This window comes from Streptomyces roseolus, from assembly GCF_014649855.1.
Taxonomy (GTDB): Bacteria; Actinomycetota; Actinomycetes; order Streptomycetales; family Streptomycetaceae; genus Streptomyces; species Streptomyces roseolus.
In genome coordinates this window covers 321,834-348,146 of record NZ_BMTV01000004.1, presented here as the reverse complement: position 1 = coordinate 348,146, position 26,313 = coordinate 321,834, and the positions used below count along the sequence as shown (strand labels likewise).

The window sequence follows — 26,313 nt, the reverse complement described above, 5'->3', positions numbered from 1 at the left end:
GACGGTCGGTCCTCGTCGTGCACGCGCCCACGCTGCACCGTTCCGCGCGATCCGCCAAGAGTGCATGTGTCGCTGTCCATAACGTCAAACTTCCGCCCCCGCTTTTGTACACATACGGCTCATGACGGGGCAGGGGGCTCGAGCGATAGGCTTTTCCCGTGATCAGCGCGATACGCCGCGGGGGCAGTGCGGCCCCCGGCTGCCGCCCGGCCCGCTCACGCGGCCGGGCCGCCCGTGCGTTCGCCGATCCCCTCCGTCCGGAAACGCCGCCCTCCGTGGCCGGTTCCGATCCGGGCATCTCTCATCCGGGCATAGCGTCGACCTCGACAGGAACCACCGCGTCGAGGCGTTGTGCCCTTTCTTCCTTCCACCGACGTCACGCAACGGCGCGCGACAGGAGCAGAGGACATGCAGACCAAGCTGGACGAAGCAAAGGCCGAGCTGCTCGAGAGGGCCGCCCGCGTAGCTGAGCACAGCCCGGTCGGGGGGCGACTTCCGACGGGCCCGGAGGGCGCGCGCCCGGACCGGGACACCGTGCTCGACTATCTCCAGCGCTACTACCTGCACACCGCCCCCGAGGACCTCTCCGACCGCGATCCGGACGACGTCTTCGGCGCCGCGCTCTCCCACTACAAGCTCGCGGAGAACCGCCCGCAGGGCACCGCGAACGTCCGCGTGCACACCCCGACGGTCGAGGAGAACGGCTGGACCAGCAGCCACTCCGTCGTCGAGGTCGTCACCGACGACATGCCCTTCCTCGTCGACTCCGTCACCAACGAGCTCTCCCGCCAGGGCCGCGGCATCCACGTCGTGATCCACCCGCAGGTCCTCGTCCGCCGTGACATCACCGGCAGGCTCATCGAGGTCCTGTCGACGCAGATCCACGGCGAGCTGCCGCACGACGCGCTCGCCGAGTCCTGGATCCACGTCGAGATCGACCGCGAGACCGACAAGGCCGACCTCAAGCAGATCACCGCCGACCTGCTCCGCGTCCTCTCCGACGTCCGCGAGACCGTCGAGGACTGGGAGAAGATGCGCGACGCCGCGCTGCGCATCGCCGACGGCCTCGCCGGCGAGCCCACCGCCTCCGACCTGCGGCCCACCGAGGTCGAGGAGGCCCAGGAGCTGCTCCGCTGGCTCGCCGACGACCACTTCACCTTCCTCGGCTACCGCGAGTACGAGCTCGTCGACGGCGACGCGCTCGCCGCCGTCCCCGGCACCGGCCTCGGCATCCTGCGCGCCGACCCGCACCACACCGACGGCGAGTCCGGCCACCACGCCCACCCGGTCTCCCCGTCCTTCAGCCGGCTGCCCGCCGACGCCCGCGCCAAGGCCCGCGAGCACAAGCTGCTCATCCTGACGAAGGCCAACAGCCGCGCGACCGTGCACCGCCCGTCGTACCTCGACTACGTCGGCGTGAAGAAGTTCGACGCCGACGGCAACGTCATCGGCGAGCGCCGCTTCCTCGGCCTCTTCTCCTCCGCCGCCTACACCGAGTCCGTGCGCCGCGTGCCCGTCGTCAAGCGCAAGGTCCAGGAGGTGCTGGCCGGCGCCGGCTTCTCCCCGAACAGCCACGACGGCCGCGACCTGCTCCAGATCCTGGAGACCTACCCGCGCGACGAGCTGTTCCAGACCCCGGTCGACCAGCTCCAGTCCATCGTCACCAGCGTCCTGTACCTCCAGGAGCGGCGCCGGCTGCGGCTCTACCTGCGCCAGGACGAGTACGGCCGCTACTACTCGGCCCTCGTCTACCTGCCGCGCGACCGCTACACCACCCGCGTCCGGCTGCGGATCATCGACATCCTGAAGGAGGAGCTGAACGGCACCTCCGTCGACTTCACCGCCTGGAACACCGAGTCGATCCTCTCCCGCCTCCACTTCGTCATCCGCGTCGAGCCGGGCACGGTCCTCACCGCCCTCACCGACGCCGACGTGGACCGCATCGAGGCCCGGCTCGTCGAGGCCGCCCGCTCCTGGGCCGACGGATTCGGCGAGGCCCTCAACGCCGAGTTCGGCGAGGAGCGCGCCGCCGAGCTGCTCCGCCGCTACGGCAACGCCTTCTCCGAGGGCTACAAGGCCGACCACTCGCCGCGTGCCGCCGTCGCCGACCTGGTCCGCATGGAAGCCCTCATCGCCGGCGGCAAGGACTTCGCGCTCTCCCTGTACGAGCCCGTCGCCGCCGGCCCCGGCGAGCGCCGCTTCAAGATCTACAAGACCGGCGAGCAGGTCTCCCTCTCCGCCGTCCTGCCGGTCCTCAACCGCCTCGGCGTCGAGGTCACCGACGAGCGTCCCTACGAGCTCCGCTGCGCCGACCGCACCCACGCCTGGATCTACGACTTCGGTCTGCGGATGCCGGCCCCCGCCGGCAACGGCGGCGACTTCGTCGGCGACGACGCCCGCGAGCGCTTCCAGGAGGCCTTCGCCGCCACCTGGACCGGCGAGGCCGAGAACGACAACTTCAACTCCCTCGTCCTCTCCGCCGGGCTCACCTGGCGCGAGGCGATGGTGCTGCGCGCCTACGCCAAGTACCTCCGCCAGGCCGGCGCGATGTTCAGCCAGGACTACATGGAGGACACCCTCCGCAACAACGTCCACACCACCCGGCTGCTCGTCTCCCTCTTCGAGGCCCGGATGGCACCGGAGCGCCAGCGCGCCGGCACCGAGCTCATCGACGGCATCCTGGAGGAGCTCGACGGCGCCCTCGACCAGGTCGCCAGCCTGGACGAGGACCGGATCCTGCGGTCCTTCCTCACCGTCATCAAGGCGACGCTGCGGACGAACTTCTTCCAGAAGACCGCGGACGGCCGCCCCCACTCCTACGTGTCGATGAAGTTCGACCCGCAGGCCATCCCCGACCTCCCCGCGCCGCGCCCCGCCTTCGAGATCTGGGTGTACTCGCCGCGCGTCGAGGGCGTCCACCTGCGCTTCGGCAAGGTCGCCCGAGGCGGCCTGCGCTGGTCCGACCGCCGCGAGGACTTCCGTACCGAGATCCTCGGCCTGGTCAAGGCGCAGATGGTGAAGAACACCGTCATCGTGCCCGTGGGCGCCAAGGGCGGCTTCGTCGCCAAGCAGCTCCCGGACCCCGCCGTGGACCGCGACGCCTGGCTGGCCGAGGGCATCGCCTCGTACAAGACCTTCATCTCGGCGCTGCTCGACATCACCGACAACCTCGTCGCCGGCGAGGTCGTGCCCCCGGTCGACGTCGTCCGCCACGACGAGGACGACACCTACCTCGTCGTCGCCGCCGACAAGGGCACCGCCACCTTCTCCGACATCGCCAACGGCGTCGCGGAGTCGTACGGCTTCTGGCTCGGCGACGCCTTCGCCTCCGGCGGCTCCGCCGGCTACGACCACAAGGGCATGGGCATCACCGCCCGCGGCGCCTGGGAGTCCGTCAAGCGGCACTTCCGCGAGCTGGGCCACGACACCCAGACCGAGGACTTCACCGTCGTCGGCGTCGGCGACATGTCCGGCGACGTCTTCGGCAACGGCATGCTGCTCTCCGAGCACATCCGCCTGGTCGCCGCCTTCGACCACCGCCACATCTTCATCGACCCGAACCCGGACGCGGCCACCTCGTACGCCGAGCGCCGCCGCCTCTTCGAGCTGCCCCGCTCCTCCTGGGCCGACTACGACGCCTCGCTGCTCTCCGCGGGCGGCGGCATCCACCCCCGCACCGCGAAGTCCATCCCGGTCAACGCCCACATGCGGGCCGCGCTCGGCATCGAGGAGGGCGTCACCAAGCTCACCCCGGCCGAGCTGATGAAGGCGATCCTCCAGTCGCCCGTCGACCTGCTGTGGAACGGCGGCATCGGCACGTACGTGAAGGCGAGCGTCGAGTCCAACGCCGACGTCGGCGACAAGGCCAACGACGCCATCCGCGTCGACGGCCGGGACGTCCGCGCCAAGGTCGTCGGCGAGGGCGGCAACCTCGGCGCCACCCAGCTCGGCCGCATCGAGTTCGCCCGCGCCGGCGGCCCCGAGCGCACCGGCGGCAAGATCAACACCGACGCCATCGACAACAGCGCCGGCGTCGACACCTCCGACCACGAGGTCAACATCAAGATCCTGCTCAACGGGCTCGTCGCCGAGGGCGACATGACCGTCAAGCAGCGCAACAAGATCCTCGCCGAGATGACCGACGAGGTCGGCCGGCTCGTCCTGCGCAACAACTACGCGCAGAACACCGCCCTCGCCAACGCCGTCGCCCAGTCGCCGTCCCTGCTCCACGCCCACCAGCGGTTCATGCGCCGCCTGGGCCGCGACGGGGCGCTCGACCGCTCGCTGGAGTTCCTGCCCAACGACCGGCAGATCCGCGAGCTGCTCAACACCGACAAGGGCCTCAGCCAGCCCGAGCTCGCCGTCCTCCTCGCGTACACCAAGATCACGGTGGCCGACGAGCTGATCGGCACCGGGCTGCCCGACGACCCGTACCTGGCCGGCCTGCTCCACGCCTACTTCCCGACGCTGCTGCGCGAGAAGTTCGGCGAGGCCGTCGACCACCACGCGCTGCGCCGCGAGATCATCACCACCGTCCTGGTCAACGACACCGTCAACACCGGCGGCTCGACCTTCCTGCACCGCCTCCGCGAGGAGACCGGCGCGTCCCTGGAGGAGATCGTCCGCGCCCAGACCGCGGCCCGGGTCATCTTCCGGCTCGCCGAGGTCTGGGACGCCGTCGAGGCGCTCGACAACACGGTCCCGGCCGAGGTCCAGACCCGGATGCGGCTGCACTCCCGCCGGCTCGTCGAGCGCGGCACCCGCTGGCTGCTCAACAACCGGCCGCAGCCGATCGCGATCGGCGAGACCATCGAGTTCTTCGCCGAGCGCGTCGACCAGGTCTGGCGGCAGCTGCCGCAGCTGCTGCGGGGCTCGGACGCGGAGTGGTACCGGTCGATCCTCGACGAGCTGACCGGCTTCGGCGTCCCGGAGGAGCTGGCCGTGCGCGTCGCGGGCTTCTCGTCCGCCTTCCCGACGCTCGACATCGTCGCGATCGCCGACCGCACGGACAAGGACCCGCTGGCCGTCGCCGAGGTCTACTACGACCTCGCCGACCGGCTGCGGATCACCGACCTGATGGACCGGATCATCGAGCTGCCGCGGGCCGACCGCTGGCAGTCCATGGCCCGCGCCTCCATCCGCGAGGACCTCTTCGCCGCCCACGCGGCGCTCACCTCCGACGTCCTGGCCGCCGGCAACGGCACCTCGACGCCCGAGGAGCGCTTCAAGGCGTGGGAGGAGAACAACGCGCCGATCCTCGGCCGGGCCCGGGCGACCCTGGAGGAGATCCAGGGCTCGGACACCTTCGACCTGGCGAACCTGTCGGTCGCGATGCGGACGATGCGGACGCTGCTGCGCGCGCACAGCTGACGGTCGACGCGTGAAGGCCCCGCCGGACATCCCGTCCGGCGGGGCCTTCGGCTACTCCTCCGCCGGGGGCACCGTGGCCCGCCACAGCCGGTGGGCGGCGACGGCGGCGGCCGCGAGCAGGAGCCCGTTGCGGGCGGCCGTCACGGCCAGGCCGAGCGGAGTGCCGGTGACGACCTCGGCGTACAGGACGGGGTACGCGAGCGAGCTGAGGGCCGCCGCGGGGAGCAGCAGCAGTGCCACCGGGCGCATCACGGTCCGCCGGGACGTCAGGCAGACGGCGGCGAGGCCGAGCAGCCAGACCAGGTACTGGGGGCTGATCACCCGGCTCGTGACGGTGAGGAGCAGGACGGCGGCGAGGGCCGCGTCGAGCGGGGTCGCCTCGCTCCAGCGGGTGGCGCGCAGCCGCCACAGCACCAGCCAGAGGACGGCGGCGACGGTCAGCAGGAGGAAGAGGTGGCCGAGGGTGGAGACGTACGGGCCGACGTACTCGTAGGCGCCGTAGCGCAGCTCCGTCGTCCCCGGCCAGAGCCCCGACGCGCGGCCGAGGGCGAGCGCGGTGCCGCCCAGGGACTCCACCTGGACGCCGCGGGCGCCCTGGTGGCGCAGGAAGCCGAGCGAGTCGGAGAAGAAGAGCGCGAGGACGGCGAGGAGCGTGGCGGCGGTGACCGCGGCGGCCGTCCACGCCTCCCGGGTGGTACGTCCCCGGGGCGTGCCGATCAGCGCGAGCGCCGGCCACACCTTGACCAGCGCCCCGAGGCCGGCGAGCGCCCCGCCGAGCCGGTGCGCGGCGGGCGCGCGGATCTTGAGGAGGAGGAGCGAGAGGACGGCGAGGGCGGTGGCCTGGACGTCGTACCGGGCCAGCGGCAGGTGCAGGAGGAGCGGCAGGCCGCACACCCAGTACCAGGCGCCGTGGGTGAGCCGTGCGCGGTCGGCGACGGCCAGGCCGAGGGTGACGGCCGCGTCGGCGAGCAGGGTGAGGACGACGAACGCCTGCGTGTAGCCGAGCCAGGGCATCAGCACCCCCGGCGCCATGACCACGAGGCCGGCGCCGGGCGGGTACTGCCAGGTGGGGTCGGCGGGCGGGAACGCGCCGTCGGCGAAGAAGCCGTACCAGTGGCGGTAGAGGAGCCGCACCTCGTTGCCGACCCCGCCGATGCCGAGGCTGTCGCTCGCGAGCAGCGCCAGCATGCCCACCCGCGTGACCAGCCAGACGACGGCGAGCGCGAGGGCGGGGCCGTTCCCGACGGTGACGAAGGTGGCGGAGGTGAAGGAGTCCGACTCGAAGGGGGAGCGGGTGAGCGAGGGGGGTGCGGGCGCGGCCGCCGGAGGGGAGGCCGGGGTGGAGTCTCGGGGGTGATTGCGGTGATCGGGCGGCGTCACGTTCTGACGATATGTCCGGTGTGCGTCGGATGCCTTGTTCGTTGGGGCGTGCGGGTGTGCGGGGTCAGGCGTGGGTCAGTGGGGGCATGGGGGTGGCTTCGACCGAGCGGGCCGCGCGGTCCAGGGCGCTGGCCAGGAGGGCCAGGTCCGTGGGGCCGTTGCCGAGTTCGCGGACCGGGCGGCGGGCGGGCGGGTCGCCCATGCGCTCCCACTCCAGGGGGACGACCGTCGGGCGGAGCGTCGCCGTGCGCGGGATCCTGCCGGTGACGCGTCCCGCCTGGAAGGGCGTCACGCGGCCGTCGGGGTGGCCGAGCCGGCCCCGGCCCGGCGCCGGCACGTCGGGGCCCGGCGTGCTCGGCGGGGCGTCCAGGACCACGCGGAGGCGGGCGCCGTGCGCCAGGTCCGTGTCGGCGGTCCGGTCCGGGCGCGCGGAGGTCGCGATCAGGTGCACGCCGAGCCGTTCGCCGTGCCGCGCGACCGCCTCCAGGGCCCGGACGACCGACCCGGCGGCCGGCCGGCCCGGGGCGCCCAGGGCGGGGGCGACGAGGGCGTCGTAGTCGTCCACGAGCACGACGAGCCGGGGCAGCGGTGGCCGGGGCGCGCCGGGGCGTGCCGCGGCCAGGTGGGCCTCCTCGCTCGCGGGGCGCGGCACGCGCGCGCCCAGCGGCCCGGGGCGGCCCTCGTCCGTCCGCAGCGTCCGTCCGCCGGCCCGTTCCCCCAGGTCCGCGGCCCCCGCCGACCGCCCGCCGAGCCGGCCGCCCGACGGGGAGGAGAGGTCCCCCGTGCCCGGGTACGCCGTACGGCCGCTGGTGGTGCCGGGGACGTCGCCCGCGCCCGGGTGCGCCGCGCGGGGGGCGCGGGCCAGGCGGTCGCTGGGCGTGTCGGGGAGCTCTTCGGAGGCGCGGGGGGACCGGTAGGGGGTGCGGGCGCCGGGGACGGTGTCGCCCACGGCGCCGGCGCCGGTGCGCAGGGTGCGGCCGCTGGGGCGGTCGGCGAGGTCGGCGGCGGCCCGGGCGGGGAGCTGCTCGGCGGGGCTCGGCGAGCGCTGGCCGATGAGGGTGCGGGTGCTGCGGAGGTCGGCGATGTCGCCGTCGCCGAGCAGCTCGGCGCGGCGCTTCAGCTCCGCGCCCAGCGCCTGGGCGAACTCCCGCATGCGGACCGGGTCCGACGCCACCAGGTGCCCGGTGACGTGCGGCAGCTCCGTACAGGCCGTGAGGCCCTCGCCGCGTTCGCCGCCCGCGCCGTCCACCAGGAGCAGGCCGAGCCGGTCCGGGCGGCCGCCGGCCGCGAGGGAGGCGGCGACGGCGCGGAGGAGCTCCGTGCGGCCGCTGCCGGCGGGGCCTTCGATGAGCAGGTGCGGGCCCTCCGCCGTGAGGTCGACGGCGAGCGGGCCGCGCGGGCCCGCGCCCAGGATCGCCGTGCCCTCGCCGGCCGACGCCCAGCGGGCCATGAGGGACGCCGGGGTGGCCCGGGCCAGACCCAGCTCGTCCAGGAGGCGGGAGGAGAGCGGCAGCGCGGCCGACCGGCCCTGGGCCGCCGCCGTCGCGTCCGTCCGCAGGGGGGCCAGCGCGCGGCCGAAACGCTCCGCCCAGGCGACGGAGACCGCGTCCACGACACCGACCGTGCCGTGGCCCGCGACCCGCCCGCCGGAGGTCCGCAGCAGCCGCAGCGCCGTGGCCACGTCACCGCTGAGCAGCGCCGCCGCCCCGCACTCGCGGAAGGCGAGGGAGGCCGCGCAGGCCGTCTCGTACGTCGCGGCGAGCGGCGAGGCGGGGGAGGCGGAGGGCGCCTCGGCGAGGCAGACGAGGTGGATGCCGGCCGCCGCGCCCGCGCCCGCGAGCCGGGCCACCGTCTCGCGCAGCGCCGCCGTGCCCGGGTCGCCGTCGACGACCACGACCGTCGCCGGGCCCGTGTACGCCGCCGCCGCCTCCGCGACCGCCGCCCGGTCGGCGCTGGCCCAGCCCGGCCCGAGCGGGCCGTCGTCGAGCCGGCGGGTCAGCTCGGCCGTACGGGCCTGCGCCTGCTCGCGGTCGTACGCGAGGAGCAGCCGGCAGTCCTGGCCGTGCGCCGGCCGCGTGTGCGGGAGCCAGCCCAGCCAGCCCCAGGCGCGCCGCCGCTCCTCCAGGGGGCGGTTGCGGTCCGCGCTGACGAGGACGATCTCCAGGTCGGCGGGGGAGTGCAGGGCGGCCAGCTGGGCCACCACGGCCCGGGCCAGGCCGGCCAGGCGGTCCGCCGGGCCCGCCAGGCCCAGGGAGCCGGCCTCGCGCAGGCCCACGGTGACGGGCACCCCGGACAGCTCCGCGCGGTCGGCGGTGCCGAGCCGGACCGTCAGGGCCTCGGGGTGGTCCTGCGTCCGCTCCCACAGCCGGGGGCCCGGGCCGAGCGCCGTGAGCAGGACGGCCGCCGGATCGGGCCAGGTGCCGGGTGCGGCGGTGTCGCCGGGGAGCTCGGCGGGCCAGGGCGACGCGGTGGCGGCCGGGGACGGTCCGGCACCGGTCGCCGGCTCGGCCTCGCGGCCGCCGGCGAGCCGCCGCGCCCACGCGCCGAGACCGCGCCGGCCGGTCCTGCGGGTGACCGGCCCGGACGGGTCGGTGTCGTCGGGGGAGGCCGTCCGCACGCGGGCGTGCGTCGCGCCGCCGTTGCCGCCCTCGGGCTCCCGCGCCCGCCCGTGGCCGGCGTCCGCCCAGGTCTCGGAGGCGGCCGGGGCCGTGGGGGGCACGGGGGGCGTCCCGGGGCCGTGGCCCGCCCACGCGTGCGTGACGCCGCCGTCGCCCGTGCCGTCCTCGGGGGGCGCGGCCGCCAGGGGGACGCGCAGGTGGCCCTCGCCGTCGGGGGAGGTGGGGAGGGAGCCGGGGCCGGCGTCGTCGTGCGGGACCGTGAGGCGGAGGGTGGACTCGCCGAGGCGGAGCAGGGCCCCGGGGCGCAGCGGGACGGGGCGGTCGCCGACGGGGGCGCCGTCGAGGGTCGTGCCGTTGGTGGAACCGAGGTCGGCGACGGTGACCCGGCCGTCGCCCGCGACGGTCACCGTGCAGTGCGCGCGCGACACGTCCGGGTCGTCCAGCGGCACGTCCGCCTCGACGGAGCGGCCGATCCTGATGGGCCCGCCGTGCAGCAGGTGCACCCCGCCCGCGTCGGGGCCCGCGACCACGTGCAGCCGGGCGGTGGACCCGGCGGCGGCGAGGTCGGTCCGGTCGTCCGGGTCGGGGGCCTGGAGGGCGATGACCGCACCGTCCACCAGGGGCGGCTCGCCCAGCACGCAGCGGCGGGCGTCCAGGCGCTCCGCGCCCGCGTACAGCACGGGCGTGCCGGTGCCGCCGGCGGTGTCGGGGCCGGTGACGGCGGCGGCGAGGTTCGAGGCCACGGCGGACAGCGCCGTGCCCGCGGGGGCCGTGACGAGCACGTCGCAGGCGCGCCCGGCGCCGTGGCCGGCGTGCGGCGCGAGGACGGTCAGCCGGATCTGCATCGCCGTCAGCGGTCCCTTCTGCGCGACGTGCCCGGCAGGGGACCGCCCCGTTCCACCCCCCACCCGGCACGGACGCGTCGCCCGGTACAGGTCGGCACGGCGCGGGGGCTCCCGGCCCCACCGACGCGACGTGCTGGAGGCATCCTCGCACCTGCCGCCGACAACCTGCCGCCGGGTCACCCCGAATTGATCTTGAACCGTTGCCGGCGGTCCTCCGGCGTGACGCGAAAACGCCGGGCCGACCTGGGGCGCGGGGCCGGTGCGGCAACCATCCGGGGCGGGGGAGCGTCTTCTTCCGGACAAGTTCGGACGCCACCCGGGTGGGTGTCCGCGCCGGGATCCGGGTGGGATCGCGGCGCGGAGCGAGGGCGGGGAAGGAAAGCCTTCGGCCATCCGGCGGTCGGCCTCCGGGCCCTCCGCGGACACCCGGCGGTTCGCACGCGTCAGCGGGAATCCGCCTGTGGACGACCGACCGATGACCCGTTCGGCGGCACTAGAGTGGGTCGGACACCCGGACGGGTCACAAGAGAGAAGACAAGAGGCCTCCGGGGCCCGGCTCGGTCGCACCGAGCGGCACCGGCCACCCAGGACCACGATCAGCAGGGAGCGCGTGACGTGCGGCCTATCGGCAGCAAGTACCTGCTCGAGGAGCCGCTCGGCCGCGGCGCCACGGGCACCGTCTGGCGAGCCCGCCAGCGGGAGACGGCGGGCGCCGAGGCGGCCGTGGCCGGCCAGCCCGGCGAGACCGTCGCGATCAAGGTCCTCAAGGAGGAGCTGGCCAACGACGCGGACATCGTGATGCGCTTCCTGCGCGAGCGGTCCGTCCTCCTCCGGCTCACCCACCCGAACATCGTGCGCACCCGCGACCTGGTCGTCGAGGGTGACGTCCTGGCCCTGGTCATGGACCTCGTCGAGGGCCCCGACCTGCACCGCTACCTGCGGGAGAGCGGCCCGCTGACCCCCGTCGCCGCCGCCCTGCTCACCGCCCAGATCGCCGACGCGCTCGCCGCCAGCCACGCCGACGGCGTCGTCCACCGCGACCTCAAGCCGGCCAACGTGCTGCTCGCCGAGCGGGACGGCGCCATGCACCCGATGCTGACCGACTTCGGCATCGCCCGCCTCGCCGACTCCCCGGGCCTCACCCGCACCCACGAGTTCGTCGGCACGCCCGCGTACGTGGCGCCGGAGTCCGCCGAGGGCCGCCCGCAGACCTCCGCCGTCGACATCTACGGCGCCGGCATCCTGCTCTACGAGCTGGTCACCGGCCGCCCGCCGTTCGCCGGCGGCACCGCCCTCGAAGTCCTCCACATGCACCTCAGCGAGGAGCCCCGCCGCCCCTCCACGGTGCCCGCGCCCCTGTGGACGGTCATCGAGCGCTGCCTCAGCAAGAACCCCGACCGGCGGCCCAGCGCCGTCAACCTGGCGCGCGGCCTGCGCACGGTCGCCGCCGGCATCGGCGTGCACTCCTCGCCCGCCCAGATCGAGGCCGCCGAGGGCGTCGGCGCCCTCCTCGCGCCGGACCCCGACCCGGCGCAGGTCCCCGGCGCGCCCGGCGCCGCGGACCCCACGCAGGTGCTGCCCGCCGGCTCCGGCGCGTCCGCGTCCTTCGACCCGGCCGCCGCCACCAGCGTCCTGCCCACGAGCGGTCCGGCCGGCGCCGGCGACCCCACCACGGTGCTGCCCGCGGGCGGCCTCGCCGGCGCGGCGGACCCGACCGCCGTCATGCCCGCCATGCCGCCGAACCCGCCGGCGGAGGACCCGCACCCCTGGCAGACCCAGCTCCGCGCGGCCCGCGACCGCAACGAGCAGACCCAGGTCCAGTACCTGGACCCCAGCGAGGACCCGCTGCGCCGCCGCCCCGCGCGCCGCCCGCAGCAGCCGCCGCAGCCCCCGCCGTACCAGCAGGGCCCCCCGCCGCAGCAGTACCAGCAGCAGCCCCAGGGGTACCAGCAGCCCCAGCAGCCGCCGCCGTACCAGCAGCAGCGTCCGCCGCAGCCCCAGCGGCCCGCCCCGCAGCCGTACGCCCCGCCGCAGCCTCCGCAGCAGCAGTACGCCCCGCCGCAGCAGCCGCAGCAGCCGCAGCAGCCGCAGCAGCCCCAGCGGCCGCAGCAGCCCCAGCGGCCGCAGCCCCAGCCGCCCGCCCCGCGCGAGCCGCGGCCGCCGCGCCAGCGGAGCGCCAACCCGGTGCGGATCCCCGGCCTCGGCTGCCTCAAGGGCTGCCTGATCATGGTGGTCCTCTTCGTGGTGGCCGGCTGGCTCGTCTGGGAGCTCACCCCGCTCCAGGACTGGATCGCCCAGGGCAAGGGCTACTGGGAGGCCATCGGCGACGGCATCTCCACCGTCACCGACTGGATCTCCACCATCGGGGAGGCCACCGGCTCCTCCGGAGGAGCCGGCGGATCGGGCGGTACCGGCCAGTAGGGCCGGGGAGCGGGGCGGTACGACCGCCGGAAACGCGGTCGTACTGCCGATTTATCGACTTCCGAGGGGTGATTTCCCTCCGGGAGTGACGTCCGGCGGCCCGGGACGCGTAACTTTGACGCGAACCGCAGCCGCTGAGGGAGCAGTCTTGGCACGGAACATCGGCAGTCGCTACACCACCCACCAGATCCTCGGGCGGGGCAGCGCCGGAACGGTGTGGCTCGGCGAGGGCCCCGAAGGGCCCGTCGCCGTCAAACTGCTGCGCGAGGACCTGGCCTCCGACCAGGAGCTCGTCGGCCGCTTCGTGCAGGAGCGCACCGCCCTCCTCGGACTCGACCACCCGCGCGTGGTCAAGGTCCGCGACCTCGTCGTCGACGGCAACGACCTCGCCCTCGTCATGGACCTGGTCCGCGGCACCGACCTGCGCACCCGCCTCGACCGCGAGCGCCGCCTCGCCCCCGAGGCCGCCGTCGCGATCGTCAAGGACGTCGCCGAGGGCCTCGCCGCCGCCCACGCCGCCGGCGTCGTCCACCGGGACGTGAAGCCGGAGAACATCCTCCTCGACATGGAGGGCGCGCTCGGCCCCGGCGGCGCCCACCCCGCCCTCCTCACCGACTTCGGCGTCGCCAAACTCATCGACACCCCCGGCCGCACCAAGGCCACCCGGATCATCGGCACCCCCGACTACCTCGCCCCCGAGATCGTCGAGGGCCTGCCGCCCCGCGCCGCCGTCGACATCTACGCCCTCGCCACCGTCCTGTACGAGCTCCTCGCCGGCTTCACCCCCTTCGGCGGCGGCCACCCCGGCGCCGTCCTGCGCCGGCACGTCACCGAGACCGTCGTCCCGCTCCCCGGCATCCCCGAGGAGCTGTGGCAGCTGCTCGTGCAGTGCCTCGCCAAGGCCCCCGCCTCCCGGCTGCGCGCCTCCGAGCTGGCCGCCCGCCTCGCCGACGTCCTCCCGCTCCTCAAGGGCATCCCGCCGCTGGACGTGGACGAGCCCGGTGCCGAACCCGCGCCCCAGGAGCCGTACGAGGACCCCGCCCACGCCACCTCCGCCGGCGCGCCCGCCGACACCGGCCGCCGCCGCGCCGCCGTCCCGCTGGTGCCCGGCGCCTCCGCCGACTCCCACCGCGACACCCACACCTCCATGCGGGTGCCGGGCCCCGACGAGCTGTCCGGCGGCCCGCACGGCACCGCCCGCGCCCCCCGCCCGGCCGGCGCCCGCAGGCCCGGCTCGGCCCGCAACAAGGCCGGGGCCGTCCGCAAGCGCCGGATCACCCTCGGCATCGCGGCCGCCGTCGCGGCGGCCGCGCTCGGCGTAGGCGGCTACCTGGCGCTCGCCGGCGGCGACGGCACCCCGCCGCAGGACTCCCGCCCGACCTCCCAGCCCGCGCCCTAGGCCGGGGCACCTTTCGGATCGGTTGTCCACAGGCCGGGCGGCCGCAGGTTCGGCTCGGGGCCCGGAGCCGTTACGCTGGACGCGTGGCAGTCGTCGATGTATCCGAAGAGCTGAAGTCCCTCTCCTCGACCATGGGGTCGATCGAGGCCGTCCTGGACCTCGACAAGATGAGGGCAGACATCGCCGTGCTCGAAGAGCAGGCCGCGGCCCCGTCCCTGTGGGACGACCCGGAGGCGGCGCAGAAGATCACGAGCAAGCTTTCCCACCTCCAGGCCGAGGTCCGCAAGGCCGAGGCGCTGCGCGGCCGCATCGACGACCTGGGCGTCCTCTTCGACCTCGCCGAGGAGATGGACGACGCGGACACCCGCGCCGAGGCCGAGACCGAGCTGACCGCCGTGCGCAAGGCGCTCGACGAGATGGAGGTCCGCACCCTCCTCTCCGGCGAGTACGACGAGCGCGAGGCACTGGTCAACATCCGCGCCGAGGCCGGCGGCGTCGACGCCTCCGACTTCGCCGAGCGCCTCCAGCGCATGTACCTGCGCTGGGCCGAGCGCCACGGCTACTCGACCGAGATCTACGAGACCTCGTACGCGGAAGAGGCCGGCATCAAGTCGACCACCTTCGTCGTCAAGGCGCCGTACGCCTACGGCACCCTCTCCGTCGAGCAGGGCACGCACCGCCTGGTGCGCATCTCGCCCTTCGACAACCAGGGCCGCCGCCAGACCTCCTTCGCGGGCGTCGAGATCCTCCCCGTCGTCGAGTCCTCGGACCACGTCGAGATCGAGGAGTCGGACCTCCGCGTCGACGTGTACCGCGCCTCCGGCCCCGGCGGCCAGGGCGTCAACACCACCGACTCCGCCGTGCGCATCACGCACCTCCCGACCGGCATCGTGGTCTCCTGCCAGAACGAGCGCTCGCAGATCCAGAACAAGGCGAGCGCCATGAACGTCCTCCAGGCCAAGCTCCTGGAGCGCCAGCGCCAGGAGGAGCGGGCCAAGATGGACGCCCTCAAGGACAGCGGCAGCTCCTGGGGCAACCAGATGCGGTCGTACGTCCTCCACCCGTACCAGATGGTCAAGGACCTCCGTACGGAGTTCGAGGTCGGCAACCCGCAGTCGGTCCTGGACGGTGAGATCGACGGCTTCCTGGAGGCCGGCATCCGCTGGCGCAAGCAGCAGGAGCAGGCGAAGTAACCGCCCCGCAGCGTTCGTTTCCGGGCCCCGCACCTCTCGGTGCGGGGCCCGGCGCGTTCGCCGCTGCAAGCGGTTCGAGGGCGTGCGGAGCGCTTTGTCGACAAGGGAACTGGCGCCGCAGAGCCGGTAGTTCCGGGTTTACGTCACAGTTGCATCGTCACATGCCGTCCAACTGGTGATCTTTCGGGCATCGCACGCGCAACGGCCTTGACGCTGCTTCGGAAACTCGGAAGGGTGGCTGGATGGCATGCGCATATCTGGGGCGCGTGTGAACGGGGGCAGGTCCAGTAACCATGTCGCTTCCCGTGCCCGGGGCCCCTGGCGCTGCCCCATGACGAGATGAAGCTACTGGGGGTAGCAACCAGATGACCAACAAGACGCGAGTCCGCCTGGCGCGAGTCGCGGCCGGTGCCGTGATCATCGCCGGTGCGTCCCTGACCGCGGCGGGCGCCGCGCAGGCCGTCAACAGCGAGGACGCCGCGACGCTGGAAGTGACCGTCGGCGCGCTCAACGGCGACGGCAACGACATTGCGGGCAACATCGAGGGCCAGGACGGCGGCGCCGATGGCGGTGCCGATGGTGGCGCTGACGGTGGTGCGGCCGACGGTGGCGCTGATGGCGGCGCGGCTGACGGCGGTGCCGACGGTGGCGCTGACGGTGGTGCGGCCGACGGTGGCGCCGATGGCGGTGCCGATGGTGGCGCTGACGGTGGTGCGGCCGACGGTGGCGCTGACGGTGGCGCGGCTGACGGTGGCGCTGATGGCGGCGCGGCCGATGGTGGCGCTGATGGCGGTGCGGCCGATGGTGGCGCTGATGGCGGTGCGGCCGATGGTGGCGCTGACGGTGGCGCGGCCGATGGTGGCGCTGACGGTGGCGCGGCCGATGGTGGCGCTGATGGCGGTGCGGCCGATGGTGGCGCTGACGGTGGCGCGGCCGACGGTGGCGCTGATGGCGGTGCGGCCGATGGTGGCGCTGACGGTGGCGCGGCCGACGGTGGCGCGGCCGACGGCGGCGCCGATGGCGGCGCGGCCGACGGTGGCGCCGCTGACGGCGGTGCCGACGCCGGCAACGGTGGCAACGGCAACGGCGGCAACGGATCGAACGGCAACGGTTCCAACGGGAACGGCAACGGCTCGAACGGGAACGGCAACGGGGGCAACGACTCCGGCGCCGCCACCACGACCGGCGGTTCCTCCACCGACGGCGGTGCCTCCACCACCGGCGGTTCCTCCACCGGCGGTGACACCGGCAACTGCACCGTCGACATCGACGGCGTCGAGTGCGTCGAGACCGGCACGACCGGCTCCAACGGCTCGACCGGCTCGAACAACAACACCGACACCCAGCAGGCCGGCTCCCAGCCGGTCCAGCAGGGCGAGGCCAAGGAGGAGCTCGCCGAGACCGGTGCGGCCGAGACGTCCTTCCTGATCATCGGTGCCGCCACCATGATCGCCGGTGGCATCGGCTTCCGCTTCCTGCCGCGCCTGGTGGCCGGCGGTCGCGGCGCGGCCGCCTGAGCCGCGTAACGACGCCAGTACGACGAAGGGCCGGGGAGGCTTCCTCCCCGGCCCTTCGCCGTTCCGCTTTCCGGCTCGTGTACCGCTCAGACCGTGCGGACCGCCGCCAGCAGCGCCAGCGTGCCCAGCAGGGCGATCACCAGCGTCAGCACCATCGCGGGGGACAGGCCCTGTGGTGTCAGGCGCTCACGACTGGCCCGGCAGACGGGGCAGCGTCCCTCGGCGACCGGGGCCGCGCAGTTTGCGCACACCAGTCGGTCGTAGGCCATACGCTCTCCTCCTCCCGCACGGGGCTCACACCAGGACAACGGCCGACACCATCCGGACGTTCCCCCTACCACTCTGCCAGCTCCGCGAGGTTCCGGCGCGCCCCGGCGGCAAACGGCCCACGCCGCCTCCGAGGGCGAAAAAGGATAAAGCACACAAGCCAGGACCGCGACTGCGCGGGGCTTCCCGGTTCGCGTAAGGTCACGCACACCTACTCCCGGCCGACCGTGGTGCATCCGTGATCCGATTCGACAACGTGTCCAAGTCCTATCCGAAGCAGAACCGCCCCGCGCTCCGGGAAGTCTCCCTGGAGATCGAGAAGGGGGAGTTCGTCTTCCTCGTCGGTTCCTCCGGCTCCGGAAAGTCGACCTTCCTCCGGCTGATCCTGCGGGAGGAGCGCGCCAGTACTGGGCAGGTGCACGTCCTCGGCAAGGACCTCGCCCGGCTCTCCAACTGGAAGGTGCCGCACATGCGGCGCCAGCTCGGCACCGTCTTCCAGGACTTCCGCCTGCTGCCGAACAAGACGGTCGCGCAGAACGTGGCCTTCGCCCAGGAGGTCATCGGCAAGCCGCGCGGCGAGATCCGCAAGGCCGTGCCCCAGGTGCTCGACCTGGTCGGCCTCGGCGGCAAGGAGGACCGCATGCCGGGCGAGCTGTCCGGTGGTGAGCAGCAGCGCGTCGCGATCGCCCGCGCGTTCGTCAACCGCCCGATGCTGCTGATCGCCGACGAGCCGACCGGCAACCTCGACCCGCAGACCTCCGTCGGCATCATGAAGCTGCTCGACCGCATCAACAGGACAGGGACCACCGTCGTCATGGCGACCCACGACCAGAACATCGTCGACCAGATGCGCAAGCGCGTCATCGAGCTGGAGAAGGGCCGTCTCGTCCGCGACCAGGCGCGCGGCGTCTACGGCTACCAGCACTGACGGCGGGGGAACCAGAACACCATGCGCGCTCAGTTCGTGCTCTCCGAGATCGGCGTCGGCCTCCGGCGCAACCTGACGATGACCTTCGCGGTCATCGTCTCCGTGGCCCTGTCGCTGGCCCTCTTCGGCGGTGCCCTGCTCATGCGCGAGCAGGTCAACACGATGAAGGACTACTGGTACGACAAGGTCAACGTCTCGATCTACCTCTGCACCAAGGCCGACGCGACCAACGGGGACAAGTGCGCCAAGGGCGCGGTCACGGCGGAGCAGAAGAAGCAGATCGAGGCCGATCTGAAGAAGTTGAGCATCGTCGAGAACGTCTACTACGAGTCGGCCGAGGAGGCCTTCGGCCGCTACCAGGAGCAGTACGGCGACACCGCCATCGCCTCCGTCATCACCCCGGACCAGATGCCGGAGTCGTTCCGGGTGAAGCTGAAGGACCCGGAGAAGTACAAGGTGGTCGCCACCGCCTTCGAGGGGCGCGACGGCATCGAGTCGGTCCAGGACCAGCGGAACATCCTGGAGACGCTCTTCAACATGATGCGCAGCGTCAACTACGCGGCGGTCGCGCTCATGCTCCTGATGCTGGTGATCGCGCTGATGCTGATCATCAACACGGTCCGCGTCTCGGCCTTCAGCCGCCGCCGCGAGACCGGCATCATGCGGCTCGTCGGCGCCTCCAGCTTCTACATCCAGATGCCGTTCATCATGGAGGCCGCCTTCTCGGGCCTCATCGGCGGCGCCTTCGCCTGTGTGCTGCTCGTGGCCGGCCGGTACCTCCTCGTCGACCACGGTCTGAACCTCGCCGAGCAGATGCCGCTGGTGAACTTCATCGGCTGGGACGTGGTCCTCGCCCAGCTGCCGCTGGTGATCGTCATCGGACTGCTGATGCCGTCCGTGGCGGCGTTCATCGCGCTGCGCAAGTACCTGAAGGTGTGAGAAGAGACCCCTGACGGCGGATGGCGTCCTCGGGCCAAAGCCCCTGCGGCGCCACCGCCCTGTCCTAGAGTGGGCGCCATGCCGGCCGGCCGCGCACCCCTCTGTCTCCGGCCCCGCGGTGTCGTCCGCGGGGCCGTTCTCACGCTCGTCTTCGCCGGGGTCCTCGCCACCGGCGCCGCGACCGGGGCACTGCCCCGGGAGGAGGACGCCGGGCGGGAGCCCCGTACCGGCGCCGGGGACCGGGCCGCCTTCGACCGGGCGGCCCTGCACCGCTTCGCCGCCGAGGCCGTCGCCGACGGCAAGTCGGGCAAGCAGGCCGCCGAGGAGTTCGTCAGCCGCAGCGGCGACCGCTGGGGCGCGGTCTACGACCGGCGGGAGTACGCCGAGTTCGAGCGGTCCCTCGACGGCGCCTACACCGGCGTCGGCCTCTCCGCCGGCGCGGCGGACGACGGGATCCGGGTCACCCGGGTGCGGTCCGGCGGCCCCGCCGAGCGGGCCGGGGTGCGCGTCGGGGACCGGCTGCTCGCGGTCGGCGGGATCGCCACCGACGGCCGGTCCGCCTCCGAGGTCGTCTCCCTGCTGCGCGGCGACGGCGTGCCCGGCTCCACGGTGGCCCTCCGGATCCGGCGGGGCGGCATGACCTGGACCCAGACCCTGCGCAGGGAACGGCTCGCGACCGAGCCCGTCACCGTCACCCGCCCCGACGCCCGGACCGTCGTCATCCGGGTCGCCGCCTTCAGCAAGGGCGCCGGCGCCCGGGTGCGGGAGGCCGTCAGGACCGCCCCGGCCGGCGCGGGCGTCCTGCTCGACCTGCGCGGCAACCCCGGCGGCCTGGTCGACGAGGCCGCCTCCGCCGCCTCCGCCTTCCTCGACGGCGGGCTGGTCGCCACGTACGACGTCGAGGGCGAGCAGCGGGCCGTGTACGCGGAGCGGGGCGGCGACACGGGCCGGCCGCTGGTCGCGCTGGTCGACGGCGGCACCATGAGCGCGGCCGAGCTGCTCACCGGCGCGCTCCGGGACCGGGGGAGGGCGGTCACCGTCGGCTCCCGGACCTTCGGCAAGGGCTCGGTGCAGATGCCGAGCGCCCTCCCGGACGGTTCCGTCGCCGAGCTGACCGTCGGTCACTACCGCACCCCCGCCGGGCACGAGGTCGACGGGCGCGGCATCGCGCCCGACCTGCCGGCCGAGGAGGGGGCGGAGGAGCGGGCCCGCACGGTATTGAGTGGCCTCGGAGGGGGCTCGTAGTGCGAAAATGACCGCACTATGGCTAAGGGACTCGTCAACGTGCAGGGCAAGCCTGCCAAGAAGGCCCAGGACAAGGGGCCCGAGCGCAAGCTCATCGCGCAGAACAAGAAGGCGCGCCACGACTACCTCATCCTCGACACGTACGAGGCGGGCGTGGCGCTCATGGGCACGGAGGTGAAGTCGCTCCGGATGGGGCGGGCCTCGCTGGTGGACGGCTTCGTCCAGATCGAGGGCCACGAGGCGTGGCTGTACAACATCCACGTCCCCGAGTACATGCAGGGCAGCTGGACCAACCACTCGGCGAAGCGGAAGCGGAAGCTGCTGCTGCACCGGGCGGAGATCGACAAGCTGGAGCAGAAGGCGTCGGAGACCGGTCACACGATCGTGCCGCTCGCGCTGTACTTCCTCGGCGGCCGTGTGAAGTGCGAGATCGCGCTCGCCAAGGGCAAGAAGGAGTACGACAAGCGGCAGACGCTGCGGGAGAAGCAGGACACCCGCGAGACCGCCCGCGCCATCGCGGCGGCGAAGCGGCGCCAGCGCGCCCAGGAACGTTAATACGCTGGCAACCGGGCCCGCCGGTCACGTACCATGGGCCACGCACCCCACCGAGGGCGCACGGATTGAAAAATCAACATGGGGATGATCGGTTTCGACAGCGGATGTCGAAGCAGGGGAAGCGTGTCGAGGAAGCGGCAATGATCTCGTAAACCACGCGCCGAAACCAATAATCGCCAACACCAAGCGCGATTCCTTCGCCCTCGCTGCCTAAGTAGCGACTTGCGAAGTGTCAGCCCGGGGCTGTTCCCGACCCGGATCCTGGCATCATGAAGGGGACTAAACCTTGATCCCGGTCACGGGGTGAAGAGGGAAATCAAACAGTGACTGAGCCCGTTCCGGACTTGTCTGGGTGATCCGGAGGGCTGAGAAACTCGTACCAGACTGCACACGGAGAAGCCCTGGTTCCGCACCGTTGGACGCGGGTTCGATTCCCGCCATCTCCACTCATCCCATGTGGGCAGAGGCCCGGTGGTCGCTCGTGCGACCGCCGGGCCTCTGTCGTTCCCGGCCCCCGCCGGATCACCCCCGGGCGCGGCGGCCGACGCCCGTCGCCGCGCACAGGGCCAGCGCGAGGCCGGCCGCCGTCACCGGCAGGAGGAAGCCGGCCACGGGGTCCGGGGCGTGGTCGGCGGTCCAGCCGGCCGTCGCGGAGCCGGTGGCGACGCCCGCGAGCAGGGCGGTCACGGCCAGCGTCATGCCCTCGTTGAGCCGGGAGGGCGGGGCGAGCTGCTGGACCAGGCCCATGCCCGTGACCATCGTCGGGGCCGTCGCCATGCCCGCCACCAGCAGGCCGGCGGCCAGCGCGAGCAGGGAACCGGTCCGCGCCATCAGCAGCGGGGCCGCCATCAGCACCGTCATCGCCGCCAGGCAGAGCCGCAGGCCGGCGGTGCGGCGGGCCCGGCCGTAGAGCAGGCCCGCCGCGCAGGAGCCCGCCGCCTGGAGGGCGAGCACCGGGCCCGCGGCCGGGCCGTCCACGTACGCCAGGGCGGTCACCTCCATCGAACCGAAGACCGCCCCGGTCGCGAGGAACACCACGAGCAGGGGGAGCATCCCCGGCAGCCGCAGCGGCGAGCCCGCCGCCGTGCGCGGGGCGACCGGCGGCTCGGTCGAGCGCTGGGCGGTGAAGAGCAGGACGCCGGTCAGCAGGAGGACGGCCGCCACCAGCGTCCCCGCCTCCGGGAAGAACGCCGAGCAGACCACCGCCGCCACCACCGGGCCCAGCATGAAGCACAGCTCGTCGGCGGCCTGCTCGAAGGAGTTCGCGGTGTGCAGCGCGGCCGCGTCGCCGCGCAGCAGGTGCGCCCAGCGGGCCCGGGACATGCCGCCCGTGTTCGGGGTGGTCGCGGTCAGCGCGATCGCGCAGAACAGCGCCCACGCGGGCGCGTGCCCCCGGACGCACAGCAGCAGCGCCAGCTGGCCCAGGACGGCGACGAGCGTGGCGGGGACGGCGACCCGCGCCTGTCCGTGCCGGTCGATCAGCCGGGCGATCCAGGGCGCCGTCAGCGCGCCCGCCGCCAGGCCGGTCGCGGTGACCGCGCCGGCCAGGGCGTAGGAGTCGTACCCCGCCGAGATCATGATCACCGCGCTGATGCCGGACATCCCCGAGGGCAGCCGGGCGATCAGGTTCCCGGCGGTGAACGCGCGCGTGCCCGGCAGGGTGAAGAGCCGCAGGTACGGGTTGCGGGGCAGTACGGCGGGGCGCTCGTGGTAGCGGGGGGCCAGGCCCGGACCCGCCGGGGTGGGGACGAGAAGCTGAGGTGGCATGGACCAAGGCTCCGGCCCGACCGCCCGGACCGTCCAACACCCATCGGGTCGCGATTCACGCACCCGTGTTGTTGAATGCGGCGGGTGGCCACACCCTACGACATCGAACCCCGGCTGCTGCGCGCCTTCACCGCCGTCGCCGAGGAGCTCCACTTCACCCGGGCCGCCGGCCGGCTCTTCGTGGCCCAGCAGGCGCTCAGCCGGGACGTCCGGCGCCTGGAGCGGGAGGTCGGCGCCCAGCTGTTCGTCCGGACCACCCGGCAGGTCGCGCTCACCCCGGACGGCGAGCGGCTCCTTCCGTACGCCCGCCGGGTCCTCGACGCCCACGACGCGCTCCGCGACGCCTTCCGGGCCGGGGCCCGCCCCCTCCTCGTCGACCTGAACTCGCCCGGCCTCGTCCAGGACCGCATCCTGCGCCGGGCCCGCGAACTCGCCCCCGAACAGGAGCTGATGGCCCGCTTCGAGTCCGGGCTCACCGGCGCCGTGCGGGAGATCCTGGCCGGCCGGCTCGACGCCTCCTTCGGCCGGTACGGCGGGCTCGCGCCCCGGCTGCGCGCCGGCCTCGACGCGCGGTTCGTCCGGTACGAGCCGATGGCCGTGCTGCTGCCCGAGGACCATCCGCTCGCCGCCCTCCCCGAGGTGCCGCTCGGCCGGCTCGCCGGCGAACGCCTCTACGCCGGCGCCGGGAACGACCGCACCCCCGAGTGGACCGACCTCGCCACCCGGCTCTTCGCCGGCCGCGGCATCCACCTCGCGCCGCCCGCACCGCTCGCCGTCGGACAGGAGGAGTTCCAGCGGATCATGGCCAAGCACCGGCACCCGGTCCTCGCCGTCGTCGGCTTCCCGCCCCTGCCCGGCTGCGTCCTCCGCCCCCTCGTCGACCCCGTCCCGCTCTCACCCGTCAGCCTCGTCTGGCGCAAGGGCCTGCGCCACCCCGCCCTCGACGCCCTCCACGAGGCCGTCGCCGAACTGGCGGAGCGCGAGGGCTGGCACGACCGGCCGGCCGACTCCTGGCTGCCGGAGGGGGAGCCGGGGCTGCCGGGCGCCCGATGAGCCCCGGCGAGCGAGCCGAAGGGCCGTGAGCCCGGCTGTGGCGCCCCGGAGGCGAACCGAGCCGAAAAACGGGAGTGCCGGGCGTGCCTCCGGTCCCGCTCACACGGACCGCCCCGTCCGGGTGAGAGCAAGGTTCCGCCGCCGTCACCTCACGGCACTGTCCTGAAACGCGCCCTCCCTAGCGTCGGATGCACCAGGATCCGAGACCGGATCCGACACGGTGGAGGTGCGAGATGGGCGGGCGCTGGATCGACGTCTGGGAACCCGAGGACGAGGCCTTCTGGCGGGAGAAGGGCGAGCGGATCGCCAAGCGCAACCTCGCCTTCTCCGTCCTCTCCGAGCACATCGGCTTCTCCGTCTGGAGCCTGTGGTCGGTGATGGTCCTCTTCATGGGGCCGGAGTACGGCGTCGACGCCGCCGGCAAGTTCTTCCTCATCGGCACCGCGACCTTCGTCGGCGCGCTGATCCGCATCCCGTACACCTTCGTCGTCGCCCGCTTCGGCGGACGCAACTGGACGGTCTTCAGCGCCCTGCTGCTCCTCCTGCCGACCGGCTTCGCCTACGCCGTGATGGAACCGGGCACCTCCTACTCCACCTTCGTCCTGGTGGCGGTGCTCACCGGCGTCGGCGGCGGCAACTTCGCCTCCTCCATGACCAACATCAACGCCTTCTTCCCGCTCCGGAAGAAGGGCTGGGCGCTCGGCCTCAACGCGGGCGGCGGCAACATCGGCGTCCCCGTCGTCCAGCTCGTCGGCCTCCTCGTCATCGGCACCGCCGGCGCCCTGCACCCCAGGATCGTCCTCGGCGTCTACCTGCCGCTGATCATCGTCGCCGCCGTCTGCTCCGCGCTCTTCATGGACAACCTCACGCCCGTGAAGAACGACACCGGAGCCTTCCGCGAGGCCGTCCGGGCCCGCCACACCTGGATCATGGCCTTCCTGTACATCGGGACCTTCGGCTCCTTCATCGGCTACAGCTTCGCCTTCGGCCTCGTCCTCCAGACCCAGTTCGGCCGCACGCCGCTCCAGGCGGCCTCGCTCACCTTCATCGGCCCCCTGCTCGGCTCCCTCATCCGCCCCTTCGGCGGCTCCCTCGCCGACAGGCACGGCGGCGCCCGCATCACCCTCGCCACCTTCGCGGCGATGTCCGCCGCGACCGGCATCGTCATCTGGGCCTCCGTCATCGAGTCGCTCGCCGTCTTCCTCGTCGGCTTCATCGCCCTCTTCGTCCTCAGCGGCCTCGGCAACGGCTCCACCTTCAAGATGATCCCGGCGATCTTCCTCGCCCAGGGGCACCGCAAGGGCCTCGCCGGCGAGACCGCGGAGGCGTACGGACGGCGGCTCTCCGGCGCCTCCATGGGCCTCATCGGGGCCATCGGCGGCCTCGGCGGCCTCGGCATCAACCTCGCCTTCCGGCAGTCCTTCCAGACCGTCGGCAGCGGCACCGGCGCCTTCGTCGCCTTCCTCGCCTTCTACGCCGCCTGCATGGCCGTCACCTGGGCGGTATACCTTCGGCGCCCGCCCGTCGTCCCCGACACCGCCGAGTCCGCCGAGGAGCCGGAGACCCGGCCCGGATACGCGAAGGTGTGAGCCGAGGTGCAGGGCGCGTACCGTAACGGCCAGGAAATACGCGTGAACCCCGACTGTCACGCGTCCGCGCCACTCTCGATGCCCATGGACCAGCACGAACACGGACCCCTGGCCGGTTTCACGGTCGGCGTCACCGCGGCCCGGCGCGCGGACGAACTCATCGCCCTGCTGCGCCGGCGCGGCGCGGCCGTCGTGCACGGCCCCGCCCTGCGGATCGTCCCCCTCGCCGACGACACCGAACTCCTCGCCGCCACCAAGGACATCATCGGCGACACGCCGGACGTCGTCGTCGCCACCACCGCGATCGGCTTCCGCGGCTGGGTCGAGGCGGCGGAGGGCTGGGGGTACGGCTCCGAGCTCCTCGACGCGCTGCGCGGGGTCGAACTCCTCGCCCGCGGGCCCAAGGTCAAGGGCGCGGTGCGGGCCGCCGGGCTCACCGAGTCCTGGTCGCCCTCGTCCGAGTCCATGGCGGAGGTCCTCGACCGGCTCCTCGCCGAAGGCGTCGACGGGCGGCGGATCGCCGTCCAGCTCCACGGCGAACCCCTCCCCGGCTTCGTCGAGTCGCTCACTGCGGCCGGGGCGTCGGTCGTGGGCGTGCCCGTCTACCGCTGGATGCCGCCGGAGGACCTCGGGCCGCTCGACCGGCTCCTCGACGCGGTGCTCTCCGGCTCCGTCGACGCGGTCGCCTTCACCAGCGCGCCGGCGGCGGCCTCGCTCCTCGCGCGGGCCGCGGAGCGGGGGGTGCGGGAGCGGCTCGTGGAGGCGCTGCGGCACGAGGTGCCGGCGATGTGCGTGGGGCCCGTGACGGCGCTGCCGCTGCAGGCCGAGGGCATTCCCACGCACCAGCCCGAACGCTTCCGGCTCGGGCCGCTCGTCCAGCTCCTCTGCACGGAGCTGCCCGCGCGGGCGCGGGTGCTGCCGGTCGCCGGGCACCGCGTCGAGATCCGGGGGCACGCGGTGCTCGTCGACGGGGCGCTGCGGCCCGTGCCGCCGGCCGGCATGGCCCTCCTCGGGCTGCTGGCCCGCCGGCCGGGCTGGGTCGTCTCGCGGGCGGACCTGCTGCGGGCGCTGCCGGGGGCCGGGCGGGACGAGCACGCCGTCGAGACGGCGATGGCCCGGCTCCGGGCCTCCCTGGGCACGCCCAAGCTCATCCAGACCGTCGTCAAACGCGGCTACCGCCTCTCGGTGGACCCGACGTCGTGACGCACCGCGTCCCGCGGGACGGCG

General features: G+C 73.8%; 16 protein-coding genes and 1 other RNA gene. 13 read left to right on the top strand and 4 right to left on the bottom strand.

Going from position 1 to position 26,313, the window contains the following annotated elements; translation table 11 throughout:
• The first annotated feature begins 408 nt into the window (after positions 1–408).
• On the top strand, positions 409–5,370 hold the full coding sequence (locus tag IE245_RS06995) for an NAD-glutamate dehydrogenase (RefSeq protein ID WP_189945834.1): 4,962 nt from the start codon (positions 409–411) through the stop codon (positions 5,368–5,370).
• Between the two features lie 51 nt (positions 5,371–5,421).
• Here the strand turns inward: IE245_RS06995 and IE245_RS06990 are convergent, their stop codons facing one another.
• Both IE245_RS06990 and IE245_RS06985 read right to left on the bottom strand, forming a co-directional pair.
• Entirely contained in the window at positions 5,422–6,750 is a 1,329-nt protein-coding gene (locus tag IE245_RS06990) for a glycosyltransferase 87 family protein (RefSeq protein ID WP_373305283.1), read from the bottom strand.
• A gap of 64 nt (positions 6,751–6,814) precedes the next feature.
• A complete protein-coding gene (locus IE245_RS06985) occupies positions 6,815–10,213 on the bottom strand; it encodes an FHA domain-containing protein (protein ID WP_189945833.1) in 3,399 nt (1,132 codons plus the stop codon).
• Between the two features lie 615 nt (positions 10,214–10,828).
• Between IE245_RS06985 and IE245_RS06980 the strand changes: the two genes are divergently transcribed.
• From IE245_RS06980 to IE245_RS06965, 4 genes are all read left to right on the top strand, one after another.
• Complete coding sequence (locus IE245_RS06980; protein ID WP_189945832.1) at positions 10,829–12,634, top strand: serine/threonine-protein kinase; 1,806 nt, start codon at positions 10,829–10,831, stop codon at positions 12,632–12,634.
• 148 nt (positions 12,635–12,782) lie between these two features.
• Positions 12,783–14,033, top strand: coding sequence for a serine/threonine-protein kinase (locus IE245_RS06975; RefSeq protein WP_189945831.1), 1,251 nt, complete (start codon positions 12,783–12,785; stop codon positions 14,031–14,033).
• Between the two features lie 83 nt (positions 14,034–14,116).
• Positions 14,117–15,226, top strand: a complete 1,110-nt coding sequence (gene prfB / locus IE245_RS06970) for a peptide chain release factor 2 (protein WP_189945830.1) — start codon at positions 14,117–14,119, stop codon at positions 15,224–15,226.
• Between the two features lie 365 nt (positions 15,227–15,591).
• A complete protein-coding gene (locus IE245_RS06965; RefSeq protein ID WP_189945829.1) occupies positions 15,592–16,743 on the top strand; it encodes a hypothetical protein in 1,152 nt (383 codons plus the stop codon).
• 86 nt (positions 16,744–16,829) lie between these two features.
• On the opposite strand, the gene IE245_RS06960 is transcribed toward IE245_RS06965, so the two are convergent.
• Positions 16,830–17,012: a hypothetical protein gene (locus tag IE245_RS06960; RefSeq protein WP_189945828.1), complete on the bottom strand. Its 183-nt coding sequence runs from the start codon at positions 17,010–17,012 to the stop codon at positions 16,830–16,832.
• Positions 17,013–17,248: 236 nt separating this feature from the next.
• Here IE245_RS06960 and ftsE point away from each other — a divergent pair, with 236 nt between their 5' ends.
• The 5 genes from ftsE to ssrA all read left to right on the top strand — a co-directional run bounded on the left by ftsE (position 17,249) and on the right by ssrA (position 21,126).
• Positions 17,249–17,938, top strand: coding sequence for a cell division ATP-binding protein FtsE (gene ftsE, locus IE245_RS06955; RefSeq protein ID WP_031008389.1), 690 nt, complete (start codon positions 17,249–17,251; stop codon positions 17,936–17,938).
• Between the two features lie 21 nt (positions 17,939–17,959).
• Entirely contained in the window at positions 17,960–18,877 is a 918-nt protein-coding gene (ftsX, locus tag IE245_RS06950) for a permease-like cell division protein FtsX (RefSeq protein WP_189945827.1), read from the top strand.
• A 78-nt stretch (positions 18,878–18,955) separates the two neighbouring features.
• Positions 18,956–20,122: a S41 family peptidase gene (locus IE245_RS06945; RefSeq protein ID WP_189945826.1), complete on the top strand. Its 1,167-nt coding sequence runs from the start codon at positions 18,956–18,958 to the stop codon at positions 20,120–20,122.
• 18 nt (positions 20,123–20,140) lie between these two features.
• Positions 20,141–20,677, top strand: a complete 537-nt coding sequence (smpB, locus tag IE245_RS06940) for an SsrA-binding protein SmpB (RefSeq protein WP_051716858.1) — start codon at positions 20,141–20,143, stop codon at positions 20,675–20,677.
• A gap of 80 nt (positions 20,678–20,757) precedes the next feature.
• Positions 20,758–21,126: a transfer-messenger RNA gene (gene ssrA, locus IE245_RS06935) on the top strand.
• A gap of 73 nt (positions 21,127–21,199) precedes the next feature.
• Here the strand turns inward: ssrA and IE245_RS06930 are convergent.
• Entirely contained in the window at positions 21,200–22,444 is a 1,245-nt protein-coding gene (locus IE245_RS06930; protein ID WP_229851111.1) for an MFS transporter, read from the bottom strand.
• Positions 22,445–22,528: 84 nt separating this feature from the next.
• Between IE245_RS06930 and IE245_RS06925 the strand changes: the two genes are divergently transcribed.
• From IE245_RS06925 to IE245_RS06915, 3 genes are all read left to right on the top strand, one after another.
• Positions 22,529–23,497, top strand: coding sequence for a LysR family transcriptional regulator (locus IE245_RS06925; protein ID WP_229851110.1), 969 nt, complete (start codon positions 22,529–22,531; stop codon positions 23,495–23,497).
• Positions 23,498–23,730: 233 nt separating this feature from the next.
• The gene (locus IE245_RS06920) at positions 23,731–25,086 is read left to right on the top strand and encodes a nitrate/nitrite transporter (protein WP_189945824.1); all 1,356 of its coding nucleotides are present in this window, start codon (positions 23,731–23,733) and stop codon (positions 25,084–25,086) included.
• Positions 25,087–25,170: 84 nt separating this feature from the next.
• The gene (locus IE245_RS06915) at positions 25,171–26,289 is read left to right on the top strand and encodes a uroporphyrinogen-III synthase (RefSeq protein WP_189945823.1); all 1,119 of its coding nucleotides are present in this window, start codon (positions 25,171–25,173) and stop codon (positions 26,287–26,289) included.
• Positions 26,290–26,313 lie beyond the last annotated feature (24 nt).